This is a genomic window from Pseudomonas sp. SZ57, from assembly GCF_009495975.1.
Lineage (GTDB): Bacteria > Pseudomonadota > Gammaproteobacteria > Pseudomonadales > Pseudomonadaceae > Aquipseudomonas > Aquipseudomonas syringae.
This window is the reverse complement of sequence record NZ_WIBD01000019.1, coordinates 106,238-126,721: the sequence shown is the minus strand read 5'-3', so window position 1 is coordinate 126,721 and position 20,484 is coordinate 106,238. Positions and strand designations below refer to the sequence as shown.

General features: G+C 58.8%; 13 protein-coding genes. 5 read left to right on the top strand and 8 right to left on the bottom strand.

Features of this window, described 5'->3' with window-relative positions:
• Positions 1-134 precede the first annotated feature (134 nt).
• From GE543_RS17560 to bglX, 6 genes are all read right to left on the bottom strand, one after another.
• The gene (locus GE543_RS17560; protein WP_153221999.1) at positions 135-1,682 is read right to left on the bottom strand and encodes a J domain-containing protein; all 1,548 of its coding nucleotides are present in this window, start codon (positions 1,680-1,682) and stop codon (positions 135-137) included.
• Positions 1,679-3,373, bottom strand: coding sequence for a molecular chaperone HscC (locus GE543_RS17555; RefSeq protein ID WP_153221998.1), 1,695 nt, complete (start codon positions 3,371-3,373; stop codon positions 1,679-1,681). Before GE543_RS17555 ends, GE543_RS17560 begins: the two co-directional genes overlap by 4 nt.
• Positions 3,374-3,497: 124 nt before the next feature.
• The gene (locus GE543_RS17550; RefSeq protein WP_153221997.1) at positions 3,498-5,873 is read right to left on the bottom strand and encodes a PAS domain-containing protein; all 2,376 of its coding nucleotides are present in this window, start codon (positions 5,871-5,873) and stop codon (positions 3,498-3,500) included.
• Positions 5,874-6,097: 224 nt separating this feature from the next.
• Positions 6,098-7,432 carry a sigma-54 dependent transcriptional regulator gene (locus tag GE543_RS17545; protein ID WP_153221996.1) on the bottom strand — a complete coding sequence of 445 codons (1,335 nt, stop codon included), beginning with the start codon at positions 7,430-7,432 and terminating at the stop codon, positions 6,098-6,100.
• Between the two features lie 6 nt (positions 7,433-7,438).
• Positions 7,439-9,196, bottom strand: a complete 1,758-nt coding sequence (locus GE543_RS17540; protein ID WP_153221995.1) for an ATP-binding protein — start codon at positions 9,194-9,196, stop codon at positions 7,439-7,441.
• 69 nt (positions 9,197-9,265) lie between these two features.
• Positions 9,266-11,563, bottom strand: a complete 2,298-nt coding sequence (gene bglX, locus GE543_RS17535; RefSeq protein WP_003418637.1) for a beta-glucosidase BglX — start codon at positions 11,561-11,563, stop codon at positions 9,266-9,268.
• A gap of 320 nt (positions 11,564-11,883) precedes the next feature.
• Between bglX and GE543_RS17530 the strand changes: the two genes are divergently transcribed.
• Together GE543_RS17530 and GE543_RS17525 are read left to right on the top strand one after the other, a co-directional pair.
• On the top strand, positions 11,884-12,576 hold the full coding sequence (locus tag GE543_RS17530) for a YgcG family protein (protein ID WP_046237510.1): 693 nt from the start codon (positions 11,884-11,886) through the stop codon (positions 12,574-12,576).
• Positions 12,577-12,601: 25 nt separating this feature from the next.
• The gene (locus GE543_RS17525; protein WP_003413191.1) at positions 12,602-13,219 is read left to right on the top strand and encodes a TPM domain-containing protein; all 618 of its coding nucleotides are present in this window, start codon (positions 12,602-12,604) and stop codon (positions 13,217-13,219) included.
• 55 nt (positions 13,220-13,274) lie between these two features.
• On the opposite strand, the gene GE543_RS17520 is transcribed toward GE543_RS17525, so the two are convergent.
• Positions 13,275-14,291 (bottom strand): alpha-xenorhabdolysin family binary toxin subunit B, encoded by a 1,017-nt coding sequence (locus tag GE543_RS17520; protein ID WP_371927195.1) that lies wholly within the window; start codon positions 14,289-14,291, stop codon positions 13,275-13,277.
• A gap of 4 nt (positions 14,292-14,295) precedes the next feature.
• Positions 14,296-15,507 (bottom strand): alpha-xenorhabdolysin family binary toxin subunit A, encoded by a 1,212-nt coding sequence (locus GE543_RS17515; RefSeq protein WP_153221994.1) that lies wholly within the window; start codon positions 15,505-15,507, stop codon positions 14,296-14,298.
• A gap of 295 nt (positions 15,508-15,802) precedes the next feature.
• Between GE543_RS17515 and GE543_RS17510 the strand changes: the two genes are divergently transcribed.
• The 3 genes from GE543_RS17510 (at position 15,803) to GE543_RS17500 (ending at position 19,823) form a co-directional block, all read left to right on the top strand.
• Positions 15,803-17,023 (top strand): SAM-dependent methyltransferase, encoded by a 1,221-nt coding sequence (locus GE543_RS17510; RefSeq protein WP_153221993.1) that lies wholly within the window; start codon positions 15,803-15,805, stop codon positions 17,021-17,023.
• A 151-nt stretch (positions 17,024-17,174) separates the two neighbouring features.
• Positions 17,175-18,323: an L-threonine dehydrogenase gene (gene yiaY / locus GE543_RS17505; RefSeq protein WP_153221992.1), complete on the top strand. Its 1,149-nt coding sequence runs from the start codon at positions 17,175-17,177 to the stop codon at positions 18,321-18,323.
• Positions 18,324-18,557: 234 nt separating this feature from the next.
• Entirely contained in the window at positions 18,558-19,823 is a 1,266-nt protein-coding gene (locus GE543_RS17500) for a right-handed parallel beta-helix repeat-containing protein (protein ID WP_153221991.1), read from the top strand.
• Positions 19,824-20,484: the final 661 nt, after the last annotated feature.

Genomic DNA, 20,484 nt, shown 5'->3' with positions numbered 1-20,484 from the left:
AGGGCTTGTTCTAGAGCGGTCGGGCGACTTTGATGAGCAAGAATCCGCTTATCTGCATGGCTGGGGTAAGCGGATTCTTGCCGATGGGAACGCTCGCAGCAGGTTGTTCTGGTCGATTGCCGACAGAAGACCGCTCAAGCGCTCATTTTAGAGGAGATCAACAGCGCCGCCATGATGATGCTCAGCGTGCCGATGATCACCATGACTGTGTGCCTTGCATAAAACTGCCGAATCTTCTGCCGGGCAGGCGCCGTCTGAAACAGGTAGCGATAAGGCGACAGGGCGACCCACAGCACCGCCAGCAGCAGATAAGTCAGCAGTGTGCGTGGGCCATCAAGCACGTGGACAAGGCCCAGAAACAAAAACGGAAGGCCATGCCGCAAGACCAGCGCCTGGGCACCGGGCCAGCTCAGCACCTTGGGCAGTAACTTGCTGCTCAGCCAGGCATCGGCAGGCTCTGCCAGAATCATCAGCGGACGCCATACGCAGATAAAGATGAAGAAGCCGACGGTTGTCCAGAGCGGTGTCAGGAACAGCACGAGGACCCGCGTTCCCGGATTGTATTCCGTGCCTTCAGGCGCTAGCGGGGGTGCCAGCAACGCCAGCAGAAACGCGCCGATGTAGACCCAGATGAGCGGCGTGAAGTCGCTCTGCTCACGCATGATTTTCCAGGCGTTCAGGTCTGCTTCGGGGTAGCGCTTGAGGATATCGGGGTAGTGGACGGTCAACTGCTCCTGAATATGCGCGCAGGCGTTCCACACCGAGGCGTCTTGCTTGACCGCGGTACGGATCCGCGCGGCCAGACGTGGCGGCTTGAACATCAAGTGCGCGGCCTTGCCTTCGGCAGTGCTCGGTTTGGCGTCGAGCAGGCGTTGCAGATGCTCGGCGTACTCCACTTCTTCGTATCGCTGGCGCAGCGCCTGCCAGAGGTCTTCGGGGCCTGGGTGAAGGTTTTGCTGCAGGTTCCAGCCAAATACCGCGCGCATCTGTTCCAGCAGGTCAGAGGTCACATGCTGGCTGGCAATCAGCAAGACCATGCACCTGCATTGCAAATGCTCGCGACGCTCCAGCTCTGTCAGCCAGGGCTGTTGCTCCAGCGTCTTAAGTTCTTCAATGAAGCGCGCATGCTGCCCGCTCTCGATGAGTGCGCTGAACGCTTCGAACGCCTCGCGCAATATCGCCTCGGCCAAGGCGTGCTGCTGGTAGCTGCTGATGTGAATGCTTTGCCATACCGTCAGCCAGCGCAAATGCTGAAATGCAGCTTTGATCAATTCGACGCGCCGCGCCGAGTCGTTCAGGCACTCCAGCAGCAACAGTTGTTGAAAGCGCTCCGCCTGTCCATGCTCCATGGCGAGCTGCTGTTGTTCGAGCAGGTTCTGCGCCGTGGTTTGCCTAACCTGTTGAAGCCAGTCCATGCCATCGGGCTGCTCGACAACGGTCGTTGTCAGCAGCGGGGCAGGCGAGGGCTCAGGCAAGGGCTGGCGCAGCATGACAGGCTGGTCGTCTTCATCTGCGCGCGATCGTGCCCGCTGCAGCACCTCTTCATAGGCATCACGCAGATTCTGGAAGGCTGCCGGGTCCTCATCAGGACGGTTGACCTTCAGTAACCGGGCATATTGGCGTTTGATGCTGCGCTCGTCGGCATCGTTATTCAGCTCAAGTACTGACCAACAGTCGATCATCTTGCGCCCTGCTCGAACGTGTCGACTTCCTGTTTGAGTTGCTTGCGAATTTCGCTGATCTGCCGCTCGTCCTGCGTCTCCAGCACATGCTGGAACTGGGTGGTCCAGTGATCGATAAGTTCTCGATCGCTGCCCAGGCATTCCTGATACAGGCGTTCAAGTCTGGCGATCAGATGAGTATTGGCCTGCTGTTCGCGCGGATGGACTTTGAGTGCTTCGAGTACCTGAAGGCGCTCCTGTATTTCATCAGGCGTCATCACGCCAGGGTTGTTTTCGATGACCAGCTTGTGACGTTCCCCGGTCAGCTGTGTCACCACATCGGCCTCCAGCAGGCCGTTGTTGTCATAGGTAAAGCGTACATCCAGCGCCACTTCGCCGGCCTTCGCCTTGGGGATCGGGATAATGAGCTCGCCCAGGGCGATGTTGTCCTTGACCATGCGGCTTTCGCCTTGAAAGATCCGCACCATAACGTGCTCTTGATCATCACTGACGGTCTGGACCGTTTTTACCCGGCTGACCGGTACGACACTGTTGCGTTCGATAATGGGCAGGTAATGACCGCTTTCATAGCGGTTGCCAACTTGCGTGATGGTCTCGATCCCCAGTGTGTAAGGGCACACATCGGTGAGGACGATCTCCTCCAGCGCTGCGTCCCGGTGCTTGAGTGCCGCCTGCACCGCTGCGCCCTGAGCGACGATTTCATCGGGATTGAGCGCAATGGAAGGGAAGCGCCCGAACAGGCTCGCGGCAAGCTTGCGGATCAGTGGCATGCGCGTGGTGCCGCCCACCAGCAGAATCTCATCCAGATCGGCGACGCGTATCCGCGCGTCTCGAAGCGCACGCTCGGCCGGCGCGCGCAGGCGGTTGAGCAGGGGCGCATAAAAATCGCTCATTTGCTCTTGAGTAATGGTCTTTCGCCATTCCCTGTCGGCGTGACGCAATACGAAGTCGGCACTTCCGTCCTGGCCCAAAGCCCTGCGCACCCGCTCGGCTTCGCGCCGCAAGGCCGGGGCAATCAGCTCCGTTGACGGGAAGTCCGGCTCATCGCGGTGCAGGTTCACAAAGTGCTCGACCATGACCTGATCGAAATCTTCGCCCCCCAGAAAGTTGTCGCCCGCGCTGGCACGCACTTCCATCACGCCGTCGAAAAGCTCGAGGATCGAGATGTCGAAGGTCCCGCCACCCAGATCGAAGACCAGAAACGAGGTTTCGCCTTCCTTCTGGTGAAGGCCATACGCAAGTGCGGCCGCTGTCGGCTCGTTGATGAGCTTCTCGACCTTGAGCCCCGCCAGCTCACCGGCAATACGCGTGGCTTTACGTTGAGCGTCGCTGAAATAGGCCGGGACGCTGATCACCGCTTCGGTAACAGGCTCGCCAAACGCGCGCTCGACATCAGCCTTCAGGCTTTTGAGCACCAGCGAGGACAGCTCTTCCGGGCGGTAATTGGCAGAGCCCAGGCGAATTTCCTGAGCGCTGCCCATGTAGCGTTTGAACAGGGCGGCGGTTTTTTCCGGGTGGGTCTGCAGGCGTTCGCGGGCTGCCTTGCCGACCAGAATCTGCCCGTCGTCGTCCAGCCCGACAACGCTGGGGGTGAGTGTTTCTCCCAATGCGTTGGTCACCAGCTCGCTGCTGCCGTCGCGCCATACAGCCACCAGGCTGTTGGTGGTGCCCAGATCAATACCGACGATCATCTCGAAAATGCTCCCTGCTCTAAGAGTGTTGCGATGTTTTGCGTGATTCTGAATCAAGGCAACCGGTGTTGTCTTGGTTTTATGCGCCGGAAGTGCCGGGATTCACTCATGCGAATCCATCCCCTCAGTGTTCGCCGGTACGACTCACGGCCTTGTGCAGAATCGCCGCCAGATCGTCTCTGCAATAGGGTTTCTGCAGCAGGTCGAAGCGGTGTGTTTCGTCCTGAGCGATCGTCGCGAACTCAGTGCTGTACCCGGTGGTAAGAACCACCGGCATCCACGGATAGCGCGCTTCGATTTCGGCGTACAGTTCCAGGCCGCTCATGCCGGGCATGGCGATATCCGAGAACACCACATGAAAGTTTTCCGGGTTGCCAGAAAGCTCTTTCAGCGCCTCGGCGGCACTGCTTACCCAGAGCACCTGAAAGCCCAATTGCTCAAGCATCGGGCGGGTATAGGTGCCGATGTCCTGATTGTCCTCGACCATCAGTACGCACAGCCCGGGCAACGGGGTGAGGGTGTGGCGATGGTCTTCCTGGACGACTTCGTGATTCTGTGCGCTGGGCAGGCACAGCGTGAAGCGGCTGCCTTTGCCGAGCTCGCTTTCAACCAGCACTTCACCACCCGACTGCTTGGCAAACCCGAATACCTGCGACAAACCCAGCCCGGTGCCCTGGCCGACACTCTTGGTGGTATAGAACGGTTCGAAGATCAGGCCCAGCTTTTCCTTGGCAATACCGGCGCCGGTATCGGTCAGCGATACCTTTACATAGTCACCCGCGCTGTGTGAGACCGGCTGGTCTGCAGTGCAGTGGGCAGCGCATTCAACCTTGATGACCAGCTTACCCGCGCCGGACATCGCATCGCGGGCGTTGACCACCATGTTGACCAGCGCGGTATCGAACTGGCTGCCGTCGGCGAAGATGAAGCACGGCTCGGCAGGTAGGTCGATGCTGACCTGAATACGTGCGCCGGTCAGCGTGTCCATCATCTCGCCGATGCGCGCCACACTCTTGCAGACATCGAACACTTCCGGCTGCAAGGCCTGACGGCGGGCGAACGCCAGCAGCTGGCCGGTCAGGCGCGCGGCCCGGTCGACCGTGCTGGAGATGGCCTCGACGTACTTCACCCGACGGTGCTCTTCAAGGTTCGCTGACTTCAGCAGGTCGCTGCAGGAGCGGATCACGGTCAGCAGGTTGTTGAAATCATGTGCCACGCCGCCGGTGAGTTGGCCGATGGCTTCCAGCTTCTGCGCCTGATGCAGGGCGTCCTGGGAAAGCCGCAGCGCTTCATTGGCCTCTTCTTCGGCCTGAATGTCACGGCCGACGGCATGGATGAATTGCTTGTCCGGCACGGCAGTCCAGGAGATGGTCCGGTACGAGCCGTCCTGATGACGATAGCGATTCTTGAAGTGCGGAATCGTGCGGCCGCGCTCCAGCCCGCTCATGGCGGCCAGCGTGCTGTCCACGTCTTCAGGGTGCACCAGTGCCAGAAACTGGCTGTCGAGCAGTTGTTCTTCCGACCAGCCGAGGGCTTGCGTCCATGCCGGATTGACTGCCGATATGATCCCGTCGAACTGCGCCACCAGCATCAGGTCGGTCGACAGCCGCCAGATGCGATCACGGTCCTGGGTGCGTTCGACGACGCGTTGTTCAAGGGTCTCGTTGAGCGACAGCAGGGCCTCTTCAGCGTCTCTGAGCTGGGTCATGTCCCTGGAGACACAGAGGATCTTCTCCGGTTTGCCGTCCTTGCCGAAAATCGGGCTGACCTGCACATGCCACCACTTGGTGGTGCCCGCCAGGGTCTGCGCCGAGCCGGTGAAGCTGGCGTTCTGACCCGCTCGTGCCGCGTCAACCGCGGCAATGGCGTCCAGATTGCCCTGGTCCTGCCAGAAGTCAGGCCAGGGGCAGCCGCGAATCGCGTTGAAATCGCTGACCTCCATGATCCGCTGACCGCCTTCACTCATGAAGGTCAGGCGCGAGTCGAGGTCCAGCACCTTGATGCAGTCGTTGATGCTCGACAGCACACGGTCGGTGAACGCTTCGTTCTCCGACTGACGGACTTCGGCCATGACCTGCAACGTGGTCTCGTTGACCCGGCAGAACACGCCTTCGATCAGGCCGCTATCGCCATACAGCGGCGAATAGGACAGCGACCACCAGGTCTGCTCGGGCTTGCCATTGCGGACGATGGTGCGCTGAATATTGTCAGACCGGCGGCTTTGTCCGTCCAGTGCCTGCTCGGCGAGCGGCCGCACGGCTTCCCAGGCATCGCCCCAGACCGAGGCAATGGGCTGCCCCTGCGCCTGTCGGGCGGCAATCGGCAGGACCTGAGAGTAAGCGTCATTGAAAAACAGGGTGTAGTCAGGTCCCCAGAGCAGGTACATGCTGTCCGGGCAACTGAGCATCAGATTCATTGAAGACAGTAGCGCTGCGGGCCATGCATGCTTGGGTCCCAGCGCGGACGTCGACCAGTCCGTCTCTCGGATAAACCGACCCATTTCGCCGCCTCCCAAGGGGAGGTCGAGGGGAGTATTCACGGTAGAAAATGCCCCATCTTTCGGACTGTCAAAGTGAGCTGAATAACCAGGTGGGCATGATGTCATTATGCCTCGCAAGTATCCAGCCATCACGACCTCATATAGCCGTGAACAGTATGCAGACCCGGCGCTGCGGGAAATGTTCGGTTATCGCCGGAACAAGCTGTACGGAATGTGCACAGCCCTCATTCGAGGAACGTTTCACGTACCAGGGCATGGCGCTGCATCTTCTCGTTCAGCGTCCGCCGCGGCAGTTGCAACTCATTGAGCACCGCCTTGATGTCGCCTTTATGACGGGCCAGCGAAGCGCGCAGGCACTGCGCTTCGAAGGCTTCCTGACGCGCCGCCAGCGAGTGCCCGGCCGATTGGGTATCAGGTTGCGGCAGGGCGTGCTCCAGCCCCAAGGCCTGCCGCTCGGCGGCGTTGGCCAGCTCGCGCACGTTGCCTGGCCAGTCATGCCCGAGCAGGCGGCTCAGATGAGCAGCGTCCAGCGCTGGCGGCTCCCGGCCCACGCGTTCGGCGGCGGCGCGGGCGAAGTGGCTGAACAGTTTCGCGATGTCTTCAAGGCGCTCGCGCAGCGGCGGCAGGCGCAGCTCGGCAACGTTGAGGCGGTAGGCCAGATCTTCGCGGAAGCGCCCGGCACGCGCCTCTTCGAGAAGATCAGGCTTGGTCGCGGCAATGATTCGCAGGTCGACGTCGATGCTCTGATTCGAGCCCAGTCGCTCAAGACGCTTGTCCTGCAATACGCGCAGCAGCTTGACCTGTTGCGCCATCGGCATGCTCTCGATTTCATCGAGGAACACCGTGCCGCCGTCGGCATACTCCAGGCGACCGATGCGCTTGCCCTGCGCGCCGGTGAAGGCGCCGCTTTCGTGGCCGAACAGCTCGGCTTCGAACAGGTGCTCCGGGATGGCTGCGCAGTTGAGTGCAACAAAAGGTCTGGCGGCGCGCGGCCCGAAATCGTGCAGGCAGCGAGCAATCAGTTCCTTGCCGCTGCCGGTTTCCCCGCGAATGATCACGTTGACCGGCAGTTGCGCCAGTTCCAGCACCTGGCGGCGCAGTGTCTGCATGCCGGGCGATACGCCGAGCAGCGTGGCGTCCAGCCGGGTTCTGGCATCGGCCTGCTCATGCAGGCGGCGGTTTTCCAGCACCAGCTGGCGTTTCTCAAGGGCGCGCCGCAGGTTGCTGATCAGGGTTTCCGGGCTGAAGGGTTTTTCCAGAAAGTCATAGGCCCCCTCGCGCATCGCCTCCACGGCCATCGGCACATCGCCATGGCCGGTCAGGAGGATGACCGGCAGGTCGCGGTCTGCGCCTTGCAACCGGGTCAGCAGTTCCAGGCCGCTCATGCCCGGCATGCGCACGTCGGTCAGCACGACGCCGGGGAAGTGCTCCGGTATGTGCGCCAGGCACTCTTCGGCGCGGGCGAAGACTTGCACCTCGAACCCCGACAACGTCAGCCATTGTTCGACGGCTTGCCGAATGGGCGCCTCGTCGTCTACCACGATGACCGAATTCAACATGCCGGGTCAGGCCTCCAGAAAGTCGTTGGGCAAGCTGAACCAGAACTCGGTGCCGTCCGCATGGTTTTGCGCCGTCAGTTGTCCGCCCAGCTCATGAATGATGGCGTACGACACAGCCAGGCCAAGGCCCAGGCCGTCGCCCACCGGTTTGGTGGTGAAGAACGGATCGAAAATGTCGGGCAGATTCTCCGCGGCGATCCCGCTTCCATTGTCCCTGACACTGAGCCGCCACTGGTTGTCGACGGCGTCGATGCGCACTTCAAGGCGCCTTGAGCGGCACTCGCGCATGGCGTCCAGTGCATTGCGCAGCAGGTTTATCAGCACCTGCTCCAGGCGGATGGCGTCGCCGCGCACCCATGCCGGGCGAGCCAGATGGAGGACGCAGTCGACGTGTTCCTCGCGCAGGCGCGGGTCGAGCAACAGCAAAGCCTGATCGACCACCGTGGCCAGGTCCAGCCTCTCGCGCAGGCCGCTGGGGCTCTTGCGTGCGAAGGTTTTCAGATGGCTGGTCAGGGCGGCCATACGCGTCAGTTGCTGATCGACTGGAACCAGCGCTTTGCAGGCTTCATCGATGCGGCCCTGATCGAGCAGCAGTCGCAGGGTTGCCAGTTGCATGCGCTGGGCGGTCAGCGGCTGGTTGATTTCGTGGGCCAGTGCTGCCGACATCTGCCCCAGCGCCGCCAGTTTGGCCGACTGCACCAGACCGTCCTGCGCGGTTTGCAGATCACGCGTGCGCTCTTGCACCAGACGCTCCAGTTCATCCCGGTTGCGTTCCCTCAAGCGCGCCAGTCGCCAGCGCTGATAGAGAAACAGGCCCAGAAATACCAGCGCCAGCCAGATGCCTGCGGCGGCCAGCCCTGCATTGCGAACGTCCTCACTGGAGGCGGGCGGCTTGCGCAGCAGGTGCAGGGTCCAGTTTTCGTCCGCAAGGGGCAGCGACTGCCAGAGATAATCCGTGGTGCCGTCCGGGCCGTCGACACGGCTCAAATGGCTGTTTTCGCTGAAGCTGTCGATGACCCGGCTGCGCAGCGGTGACAATACCTGCTTGTCGTACTGGCGGGTGCGCAACAGGGTGGCACGGTCTTCCACCGAGATCGGCAGCAGCTCGCGATAGCGCCAGCCGGGTTGATTGGCGATGAACACGATGCCTTTCTCATCGCTGACCAGCAGCAGATCCTCACCCTGATCCCACTCCTGCTCAAGGCTGGGGAACTCCAGCTTGACGACCATCGCCCCCATGAACCCACCGGTATCGTTCAAGACCGCGCTGGACAGAAAGTACCCCGGAATTCCGGTGGTCACACCGACCGCATAAAAGCGCCCGGTGCCCTTGGCGCGGGTTTGCAGAAAGTAGGGTCGAAAAGCGTAGTTGTGGCCGACATAGCTATTGGGCGTACGCCAGTTGCTCGCGCCAATCGCCAGACCATGGCGGTCGAGCAATTCCAGCGTCGACGAATGAGCCGCACTGTTGATTTTTTCCAGCTTGAGGTTGAGTGCGTTCTGCACCTCACCGGTCACCGGGCCGCTCAGCGCGGCTCGAATTTCCGGGTCCAGCGCCAGCACGGAGGGCAGGGCGCGATAGCGCTCGATCAGGGTGTGCAGGGTATTGGCATACAGTGCCAGCTGTCCTTCGGCACGCGCGGCGTCTTCCGACATTGCGTGACGTTGCGCCTGACGCATCGCGAGCCCGGCGCACAGGGCTGCACCGGCCAGAATCAGTAGCACGTACAGGGTAATGCGCCAGTAGCGATGCTTGAGCGTCATGTCGCAGCCTGATTGAACCCTGCTGGCGCGTTCCCGAGCGAATGCTCACGAACGCGCCACGCACAGGGTTTACAACAGATTGAAGGTCGCTTCTTTCACTGCTTGCGAGTCCAGGCCGATCATGACCTTGAATTCGCCAGGTTCTGCCACGTGCTTGAGCTCGGTGTTGTAGAACTTCAGGTCGTCTTCACTGAGGGTGAAGGTCACGACTTTTTCTTCTCCGGGCTCAAGCATCACTTTTTCGAAGTTCTTCAGTTCTTTTACCGGACGGCTGATCGACGCCGCTACGTCATGCAGATACAACTGCACAACGGTTGCACCGGCAACCTTGCCGGTATTTTTCACGGTCACGCTGGCCGTCAGCTTGCCTTTGCGCGTCATGTTGGCGTCCGACAACGTGATGTCCGAGACGTCGAACTGGGTGTAGCTCAGACCATAACCGAACGGGTACAGCGGGCCATTGGGCTCCTCGAAGTAGTGCGAGGTGTAGTTGCCTGGCTTGCCTTCGTGATACGGACGGCCGGTGTTCAGGTGCGCATAGTAGACCGGCAGTTGACCGATCGAGCGAGGAAACGTCATGGCCAGCTTGCCCGACGGGTTGTAGTCGCCGAACAGCACATCAGCCACTGCGTTGCCGCCTTCGGTGCCCGGGAACCAGGTTTCGAGCATGGCGTCGGCCTGTTCCTGTTCGTCGACCAGAACCAGCGGACGGCCATTCATCAGCACCAGCACCAGTGGTTTGCCAGTGGCCTTGAGCGCCTTGATCAGGTCGCGCTGTTTACCCGGAATGTTCAGGCTGCTGCGGCTGGCCGATTCATGCGACATGCCGCGCGATTCACCGACCACGGCAACGATCACATCGGCCTGCTCGGCGACCTTGACCGCTTCGTCGATCATTTCCTGCGCTGGACGCGGGTCGATCTCTACTTCCTTCTCGATGAAGTTCAGGTAGTTGAGGACGTGTTCGTTGTCACTGACGTTGGCACCGCGTGCGTAAACCAGCTTGGCCTTGTCGCCGACCGCGTTGGCCAGCCCTTCATACACCGTCACCGACTGGTTGGGACGACCTGCTGCCGACCAACTGCCGAGCATGTCGAGGTGACTTTGCGCCAGTCCGCCGATCACGGCGATGGTGCCTTGCTTCTTCAGCGGCAGTGTCTCGTTCTGGTTTTTCAGCAGCACCAGCGTCTTGCGCGCCACATCGCGAGCTTCGGCACGGTGCAGGCGGTCATCGGAATAGGTGTCGGCCGGATCTTCGGCAGCGACGCCGATGCGACCGTAAGGCGAGGCGAACAGGCCCATGTCGTACTTGGCACCCAGCACCTCACGCACGGCGTTGTCGATTTCCTTCATGGAAACCTCGCCGTCCTTCACCAGGCCGGGCAACTGCTCGCCATAGGCCGCGTCGTTCATGCTCAGGTCGACGCCCGCCTTGATCGCCAGCTTGGCGGCCTCGCGGAAATCCTTGGCCACGCCGTGGTCGATCAGCTCCTTGAGCGCGCCGTGGTCACTGATGGTCACGCCCTTGAAGCCCCAGTCCTTGCGCAACAGGTCCTGCATCAGCCATTTGTTGGAGGTCGACGGCACGCCGTTGATCGAGTTGAGTGCGACCATGATGCCGCCGGCGCCGGCATCGATGCCGGCCTTGTAGGGCGGCAGGTAGTCCTGGTACATGCGCGTCATGCTCATGTCCACGGTGTTGTAGTCGCGTCCGCCTTCTACCGCGCCATACAGGGCGAAGTGTTTGACGGCGGCCATGATGCTGTCGCTGGCTGCGACGTTCTTGCCCTGGAAGGACCTGACCATCACGTCGGAAATGCGTGACACCAGGTAGGTGTCTTCACCGAAGCCTTCGGAGCTGCGGCCCCAGCGAGGGTCGCGGGAAATATCCACCATGGGGGCGAAGGTCATGTCGATGCTGTCGGCACTGGCTTCTTTGGCCGAGACCCGGCCCATCGTCGCGATGGCGTCCATGTCCCAGCTGGCGGCCATGCCCAGGCTGATCGGAAAAATGGTCCGGTGACCGTGAACCACGTCATAGGCAAAGAACATCGGAATTTTCAGACGGCTTTTGGCGACTGCGGCTTCCTGCAGCGGACGATTTTCCGAACGGGTAATGGAGTTGAACGTGCCGCCGATTCTTCCGGCGGCAATTTCCTTGAGAATTTGCGGCTGTGGCATTTCCGAACTGATACTGATGAGTCGTAACTGACCGATCTTTTCGTCCAGAGTCATTTGTTTCATGAGTTTGCCGATGAAGGCATTCTTGGCCTGAAGCGTTGTATTGTCCGTGGCGGCAGCGGTCTGGGCCATCACCGACTGACTGGCCATACCGACCAGCAAACCTAATAAACACAGCTTATTCATGAATGATTTCTCAAGGCTTTTGTCAGTAACTCGCGTTTAATGTCCGACAGCCAGTTTTTGGGTTATGGACCTTTGGCGTTATGGTTCGTACGGGCTGCAAGGATAGTTGCCATCCGCTTCACTGTACGAAGTCTTCCCAAGGTGTGTACGAAAATGGCGGTTTGATTGATTTTTGTACAGACCCTGTCGATCAAATAGTGACCGCATCAGGTGTTGGCGGTGGATTATGCCGGGGAACTTGTGTTTTGGCTAAGGCGTGTCGTTTCAATGGATTCAAAAAAACACCGGAGGTCTGGATTTTGAAGTCTGTTTCACAGTGGATGTTGTATGTGGTGATGCTGTTGGGAGGGGTATTGCGTGCTGAGGCAGAGCCGTCAGCACTGGTTTTTCCGCCGATGACCGGCAGTGTGGTGGATGCCGCACAAATGCTCGACAGCCAGACTACGGTTCGTCTGGCCAGACTTCTGAGCGCCCATGAAAAGGCGACCGGGGAGCGTGTGGTGGTGGTGACCCTCGCTGATCTGCAGGGCACGAGCATCGAAGAATTCGGCTCTCGACTCGGTGACACCTGGGGCCTGGGGCTGCACGGCAAGGAGGACAGTGTTCTGCTGGTGGTCTATCGCGACAAGCGCAAGGTGTTCATGGAGGTCGGCGGCGCGCTGAAGGATCGTCTCAATGACGCCCAGGCCTCTCTGATCATCGACATGCTGATGACCCCCGAGTTTGACGACAACCGGTTTGCCGTCGGCATAGAGCGCGGTACGCGCGCGGTCATTGCGGCATTGGGCGGGCAGATACCTGATTATCCGGAGCCGAAAAGACAGATGTCCGAAGATGACCAGCAGACCAATGACGACCAGGTCTGGCTGATCGGGATCGTGTTGACCCTCATCGTGCTGGGGATTGTCATCATCAGCGTCAGGCGCGGCGGCGCTACCCGGCCCGCCCGTGAAAGAGCCGCTGATCGCAGCGGCGGACGTTTCGGCGGTGGCGGTGCTTCAGGCAACTGGTAGTTGATTGATTCGGAATGAGGGAACCATGGCTTTACTGAACAAAGACGAACAGCGGCAGGTTGCCGAAGCGATTGACCGCGTCGAGCAGCGCACTGACGCCGAGCTGGTCACGGTGCTGGCCGCTCGCGCTGACGACTATGCCTACATGCCGCTGATCTGGGCAGGTCTGATCGGCCTGCTGGTGCCGGGCACGATCAATTACTGCCTGCAATGGCTGAGTGCGGACGAGTTGATGCTCGCGCAGATGAGCACGTTCATTATCGTGGCGCTGGTGTGCCACCTGTCGAAGGTCTCAGCGTTGCTGGTGCCGCTTTCGGTGCGGCGTTGGCGGGCCGGAAACCTCGCGCGCCGGCAGTTTCTCGAACAGAACCTGCACAAGACCCACGACGGCACCGGCATTCTGGTGTTTGTCAGCGAGGCCGAACGGTATGTCGAAATCCTCGTTGACCATGGCATTGCCAGTCGTCTGCACAACGATACCTGGAAGGCGATGGTCGATGTGTTTACTCAGCAGGTCAGAGACGGGCAGACCTTGCAGGGGTTTCTCGGCTGCATCCATGCCTGTGGCGAGCTGCTTGCCGATCATGTTCCCGTGACCCACGGCAGGAATGAATTACCGAACAGGTTGGTGGTGCTCGGCTAAAAGCGAAAGCAGGCGTCGATTCTATCGACACCTGCCTTTCTGAATAGGGGGTATGTCAGAGCGTGCGGTTGATATCGTGGAACGATTTCAGGTAAGTCTTCAATTGTGCAACATGCTCGCTGGCCGAAACCGTTGAGTCGTTTTGCTGTGCGCTCTTGTCCAGAAAGCGATACAGCGATCGATACACGTGTCTAACCTCCTGAACCCAGGCCTCTTTGCTCTGCTCGACTTGCGACAACAGTGTCAACTCTTCGAGTTTGAACAGCGTGGCCTTGATTTCCTGAGTGTTGGCACGCGAATCGTCCAGCAGCGTGTTGTAACGCTGCCTCAACTTGTCGCGCTCTCCGGTCAGCTCTGAATAATTGATGGCGTCGCTGATTTTTCCCAGCAGCTTTCCGAGTCGGGCAATCCCGGCTTGTAGAAGGGCAATCTCTGGCGACGGTACATTGATCAGCGCCAGTTCTTCTGCGCTGGGGAGCAGGTCTTTGAAAATATCGGCCAGGTTGTATTTTTCGTATGCCTTGATCGTTTCATCCAGCAGACGTCGATCTTCGGCAATCACGCTCATCCGGATGTCCAGATCGGTCTTGCGCTGAGTCAGGCGATCAACGTGCTTGTGCAGCGTACTTTGAACGCGGCTGCCGTCCAGCTTCAGGTTGATCTGTTGCATGCGATCGCTGCTTTCAGCAATGGCGTTGGCCGCTTTAAGGATGATGGCTGTCAGCCCTGTCAGTTGACGAGTACGCTCGACGTTCAGCATACGAATGGCCAGCTGTTTCTGCAGATCACTCAAGTCAGGGTGCGCCTCGATCTGCTGCTGTTTCAAGTCAATCGGTGCCAGATTAACGCTACGCAGTTGCGCCACGATAGCGGCCAGGTGCTCACCCCACAGCGCCTCGGCATGACTGAGCGCCCTTTGAAGAGGCTGCAACTTTTCTTTCATGACCGGCAGGAAGTCCAGCTGCAAAGACATGACGTGGTCGTAGATATTCTGCCGGGCGGACTCCATGATTCGGGTGTCGGGCGGGGTAAGTTCCAGACGGTTAGAGAGGGTGTGTGCGTTCACGGTAATATCCTTATTGGGTGATGTATTTGCCGGAATTGAACTGGTCTAGTGCACGTTCAAAGGTGTTCAGTAATTCGGTCGAAATATTTCTTATTTCCAGCCACGGCGAGACCACTCCCTGGAAATGTAACGCGAAAATGAACAGTGCCTGATCGTCCTCTATGGTCGCCAGTTCCCGTGCGGAACTCTTGATGTAAGACGACAACAAGGCCCAGACGTCTTTCAGGTTAGTGGCGCCCTGTTGGGCATCCTGCATGCGCAGGTTCATGTCTTCGAAAATTAACTGCAGGCTGAGGATGGCCGCCGCAAGAGGGCGCTTTTCCTTGAGTTGCTGGACTTTGGCAGTTTTGATATGGACCAACCGATCCTTGTCCTTGCGTATCCTTTCTGCCAGGCTGCCGAATATGCCCCCGGTAATGGCGACACCGATGGGGCCTCCAATGATCCCCCAGGCAATATTGTTCTTGGCCGTCGTATACTCCTTCATCTTTTGTTCGATATCGCGTGTTAACCGGTCGATATCGCTTTCCAGGTCTTGGATCTCCTGGTCCAGCTCCGAGTTGTTCGAAAGCGTTACCTTGTGTTGAATGCTCGGCATGATCTCCGCGTTCAGGGTATTGCTGAAGGTGTTTATTTCCTCAGTCAGAAGCTCCGCTGAGTGGCGATGCATGTCTATTCGTTCGGCCATTCGCGTCAGCAAACCGGACAGTGCGCCACACACTTGCTTTTCTGTTGAACTCAGCGGCACGCGCTTCAGGCCGCTGATGTCCTCGAGCTTCAAGTCGGCAATCGTCAGCGTCAATTGTTCGATGACGTCCATTCTTTCGATGTGGGTAATAATCAGACCGCCCTGGTTAACAAAATGAGCGGCAAATATCCCGATATCGAAGCCAGTGGTCTTCACAGCATTTTCTATTGGCGACCAGCTTCGGGCATGCCGATTGATGGTGATGTAAGTGTCCATGACATCTTTCGGCTCAAGTCCGGGAATGCCGCTTTTTTCGAACCCCAGGTACTGTTCCGTGCGCGCCAGTGTGGTGGGCAGATTCAGACCTTGTCGTTCATAGCGTTTTAAGCTGATGACGTCTTCATCGGTCACAATCAGGCCAGGCCTCCGGCCTCCTTTATCGCCGTCTTCAAGTATCGCTCTCAGGTATTCGACGGGTTTTGTTGTAACGCGTGCGATATCCTCGGTTATAAGGGTGTTTACTGGGTTAATCATGATGCACGGTCCTTGTGCAATGAGTACGGTAGAGCCAATGCTCCTGTTTTATATCGGCTGATCGGTCTCTCTCAGCCGAGAGCCAATATAAAGAAAGGTGCCTACGGTTCAAGGTGTAATAATGGAACCTGGCAGCGATACTTTTACCGTTTATGTACAGTTCAATATTCGATGTAGGCCATTGCGGACGGCCTCTGTGGTCCCGCAAAAATAAGGGTGCCCGGCAACCCGTCACGGGCTAAAATGCGCGCCTGATTTTTTCAAGTCCCGCTCGGGACGTTCGAGGCACCCTTTAATGTCAGTCAACACTCCCGCGCCACTCACAGCTGCGCCTGAGCACCTCGCGCAGTTCCTCGGTCTGCTGGAGACCAGCCTGTTGCAGAACTCGCTGATCAAACTGGTCCTGGCCAAATACGTGGGCAGCGAGGCTGATCTGCAGCGCATTATCATTAAGCCGCTGACCGTCAAGGCGCAGCCCTGCCTGAGCTTTGTGTATCGCTACAAGACGCGCGATATCACCAGAAACTTCGCGCTTGCCGAAGCCGTGGAGGTCATTGCCGGCCTGATACCCGCGTCGTTCAAGAACGCACACCTGTTGTCGCTGAGCGACGAGGTGCAGCTGGAGTTCAGCAAGAAGGGCAAGACGACGCTGTTCAAAAGCAAGGCTCAGCAGGAGCGCCAGGCCCCTTCGGCAGGGCATGATCGCGAGAAGAAGCGCTATCTGGAGCTGACCCGGCCATTCCTGACCGACCTTGGCGTGACCAATCGGCAGCATGAGCTGATTCCGGCCATGTCGCGCAAATGGAAGCAGATCAACAAGTTCATCGAAGTGTTTTCCCATGCACTGAGCTCATCGCCGCTCAAGCTCGATCAGCCGATCAAGGTTGCGGACTTCGGCTCAGGCAAGGGGTATCTGACCTTCGCCATCCACGACTACCTGTGCAACACCTTGCAGGCGCAAGGGCAGGTGACCGGTGTCGAGCTGCGCGAAGACATGGTCACGTTGTGCAACGAGGCTGCGGCGAAGCTCGATCATCCGGGGCTGACCTTTGCTCAGGGTGACGTGCGTACAGTGGCGCCCAGCGCGCTGGACGTGATGATCGCGCTGCACGCCTGTGACATCGCGACAGACTATGCCATTCATATGGGCATTCGCTCCGGCGCTTCGATCATCATGTGCTCGCCGTGCTGCCACAAACAGATTCGTCTGCAGATCCAGAGCCCCGCCTTGTTGAAACCGATGCTGCAATACGGTCTGCACATGGGCCAGCAGGCAGAGATGGTCACCGACAGCCTGCGCGCGCTGTTGCTGGAGGCATGCGGTTACGAGACCAAAGTGTTCGAGTTCATTTCGCTGGAGCACACCAACAAGAACAAGATGATCCTCGCGGTCAAGCGTGCCGAGCCGGTCGATCCGGCTCAGTTACTGGCGCGTATTCAGGAGCTCAAGACGTTCTACGGCATCAGCGAGCATTGCCTGGAAACGCTCCTCAAAAGCGACGGCTTTATCGGCTGAAAATAGCTGTTCTGTGCGCAGTGGCCGAAGTGTCTGCGATCAACGGTCTGGTGTTTGACTGCTTCGTTGCGCTGGGTCAATGGTTGTACCTCGCGCAAGATGGATGCTTGGCTCATCACCCAAGCATCCACGCTACGCTCGAGGGTCCGTCATGATCAGCACTTTTTTCATCCCCGCTGTGAACATCATCGGCACTGGCTGCATTGATGAAGCCATGCTCGCCATACGCAACTACGGATTTCGCAAGGCGCTGATCGTCACGGATGCGGGACTCGCCAAGGCTGGAGTAGCCAGTCAGGTCGCCGGGCTGCTGGTGGAGCAGGGCATCGACTCGGTCGTGTACGACGGTGCCCGCCCCAACCCGACCATCGCCAACGTCGAGAACGGTCTTGCCCTGTTGCAGGAGCGCCAGTGCGATTTCGTCATATCGCTGGGCGGTGGCTCGCCGCACGACTGCGCTAAAGGCATTGCCCTGTGTGCCAGCAACGGCGGGCACATCAGTGACTATGAGGGCGTCGACCGCTCGGCAAAGCCGCAGTTGCCGCTGATCGCCATCAACACCACCGCCGGAACCGCGAGTGAAATGACCCGCTTCTGCATCATCACCGATGAAGCCCGGCACGTAAAAATGGCGATCATCGACCGCAACGTCACGCCGCTATTGTCGGTGAATGACCCCGACATGATGGTCCCCATGCCCAAGTCGCTGACCGCCGCCACCGGTATGGATGCCTTGACTCACGCAATCGAAGCCTATGTCTCCACGGCTGCCAACCCGATCACCGATGCCTGCGCCTTGCAGGCCATGGCGCTGATCGCCAACAATTTGCGCGACGCATTCAACAACGGGGCAAACATCACCGCCCGCGAGAACATGGCCTATGCCCAGTTCCTCGCCGGCATGGCGTTCAATAACGCCTCATTGGGCTACGTGCATGCCATGGCGCACCAGCTGGGCGGCTTTTATGATTTGCCCCACGGTGTGTGCAACGCCGTACTGCTGCCACATGTGCAGCGCTTCAACGCCAGCGTCAGTGCTGCACGCCTGACCGACGTTGCGCACGCCATGGGCAGCAATATCCGCGGGCTCTCTCCGGAAGAAGGCGCTCAAGCGGCCATCGACGCCATTCGTGCACTGTCGGCTGCCGTGGAAATCCCGCCAGGTCTTGCTACGCTGGGCGTCAAAGAGGAAGACTTCCCGCTGTTGGCCACTAATGCCCTGAAAGATGCCTGTGGTCTGACCAACCCGCGTCCTGCCGATCTTGAGCAAATTCAGGATATATTTCGCCAGGCACTTTAATCACTTCTGCACAACAGGCCCGCCATGGATGTGCTTAGGCCGTACATCCTTGAAGATCATGAGTGTTGTGGGCGCGGGATTGACAGCGTCAGGATGGAGCGAGAGGTTTTCGTGAGCGTGGGTGCCTGAACGGAGGCTGACCAGCACCATGGAAGCGGAGCAGGCCAGGCCGCAGTCCGTTTAGCATCCAGATTGTCCTCGCGAATCCCGCGAGCATGACGGGAAGCTCAACCGATGACGCCCCTGCAATCTCTTTTGCAAAGCGGCTATCTGAAGATCGCCGCCACTCTGGTTCTGCTCTTTTCAGGCGCGCAATGCCTGCGGGCAGCAGACATTCCTGAAGGTTTCGCCAAGGATGTGACCGGCGGAGGCTCCGCGGCTGCCGTGCATCCCTCCACGCTGGATGAACTTCGTTCAGCACTCTGTGCGTCGCATGACTCGCACGGTGCCTGCACCGATGACACACCGCGAGTGATTGTCCTGGACCACACATTCGACTTCCGCGCGAGCGTGATTGCCAACGGCAATACCACAACCACCGAATCAGGCTGCGTAGTGAAACCGTGCCCGCGGGGTGGTGAGCAACTTGCACTGAATGGCGCCAACAACTTCTGCCAATCAAGGCCACGTGTCATGGTGACCTACGACAACGCGGGGCTGAAACCACTGAAAGTCGGCTCCAACAAGACATTGATCGGGCTTGGCGACAAGGCAGGCATTCAGGGCGCTGGGCTGTTCATTGGCGACGGCGCGCATAACGTGATCGTTCGCAACCTGACGCTTTCGGATATCAATCCACGTGTCTTATGGGGCGGCGATGCGCTGACCTTGAACAAGGCCGATGGCGTGTGGATCGATCACAACACCTTTGCGCAGATCGGCAGACAGATGATTGTTACGGGCTGGGGCACTGCGTCACACATCACCATTTCCAGCAATGAGTTCGACGGCCGAACGCCTTACTCGTCTACCTGCGATGGCCATCATTACTGGGTATGGCTGTTCCTCGGCAGTCAGGACACGCTGACGCTGTCGAGAAACTATGTACACGATACCTCTGGCAGAGCACCCCATTCAGGTGGCATGAACAATGCGCAGGTTCGTGCCCAACTGGTCAATAACGTTTTCCAGCGCATGACCTATCAAGGCGCAATCATGTCGCGTACCTCATCGTCACAGCTGCTGGTCGAGGGAAACGACTTCGAGAACGTGGCTCACCCGCTGTATAACGATGTGGACCAGCCAGGCACGGCGTTCGCCTTGTTCGATCCGGTTTCAGCGGCTGCAGACAACGTGTGCATGAGCATGATCGGCAGGCCTTGTGTGGCGAATCGGCAACAGGATAGCGGCGACGACTATCGCCCGCAGGACGCCTCTGCCTTGCAGGCGTTCCGCGAGTATCGGCAGTACCTGGTGGTGCCGGTTTCGGCACAAGAAGCCAAGGCGCAGGTGCCGGGAGAGGCGGGGGTGGGTAAGGCCAGTGCCGGTCTACTGCAATGACTTCGATTTTTGAGTTGCATTGACGTGTTTCTGGGTTTTGCTATCTGAGAGTGGACGCGGGGAGAGGGGGAGTTTTGAACGGCAAGGGGGCTAATTTCAGGAGTGCAGAGCAGATTTTGTGAAGGACTGAAATGGAACGGGTAGAGGGAATCGAACTCTTATTGGACAGAATTATTCGAATCTGTGTATGTGTGTAGGTATTGCCCCGAGGCAGCGCTGAGAAAAGCGTGTAGTTGTGTGTTCTGAGGTGGCTGATTTGCTGGGGCTCGTCCCTACGGTAGTAAACATACCCTTCAAATCTTGACTTGCTCACATGTGAAGGAAAGCCTGAGATTCGGATATCTGGAGCATCGATTTCTTCTTAACCTCACCGGATCGCATGATCCGTTCCCGGGCCGTATCCCGCGCACATTGACGCGGGATTCGATTCGTGAGAGATCAAGCTGGGTAACCATTCCTCATCGGTTTGTCCGTCGACCACATATCGATGACTTGATGTCGTAAATATTACTTGCCCATTATTTTCCGCTGCAAGTGTCCTCAGCGCTTGGACATAAGAGTTGAGGTGTTCATTTGGAATATCTTGCTGCTTTGGTGTATCCAAGATGAGCATTCTGACTGGGAATGACGGATCGCTTAGGTAGATTTCGAACAACGCAGC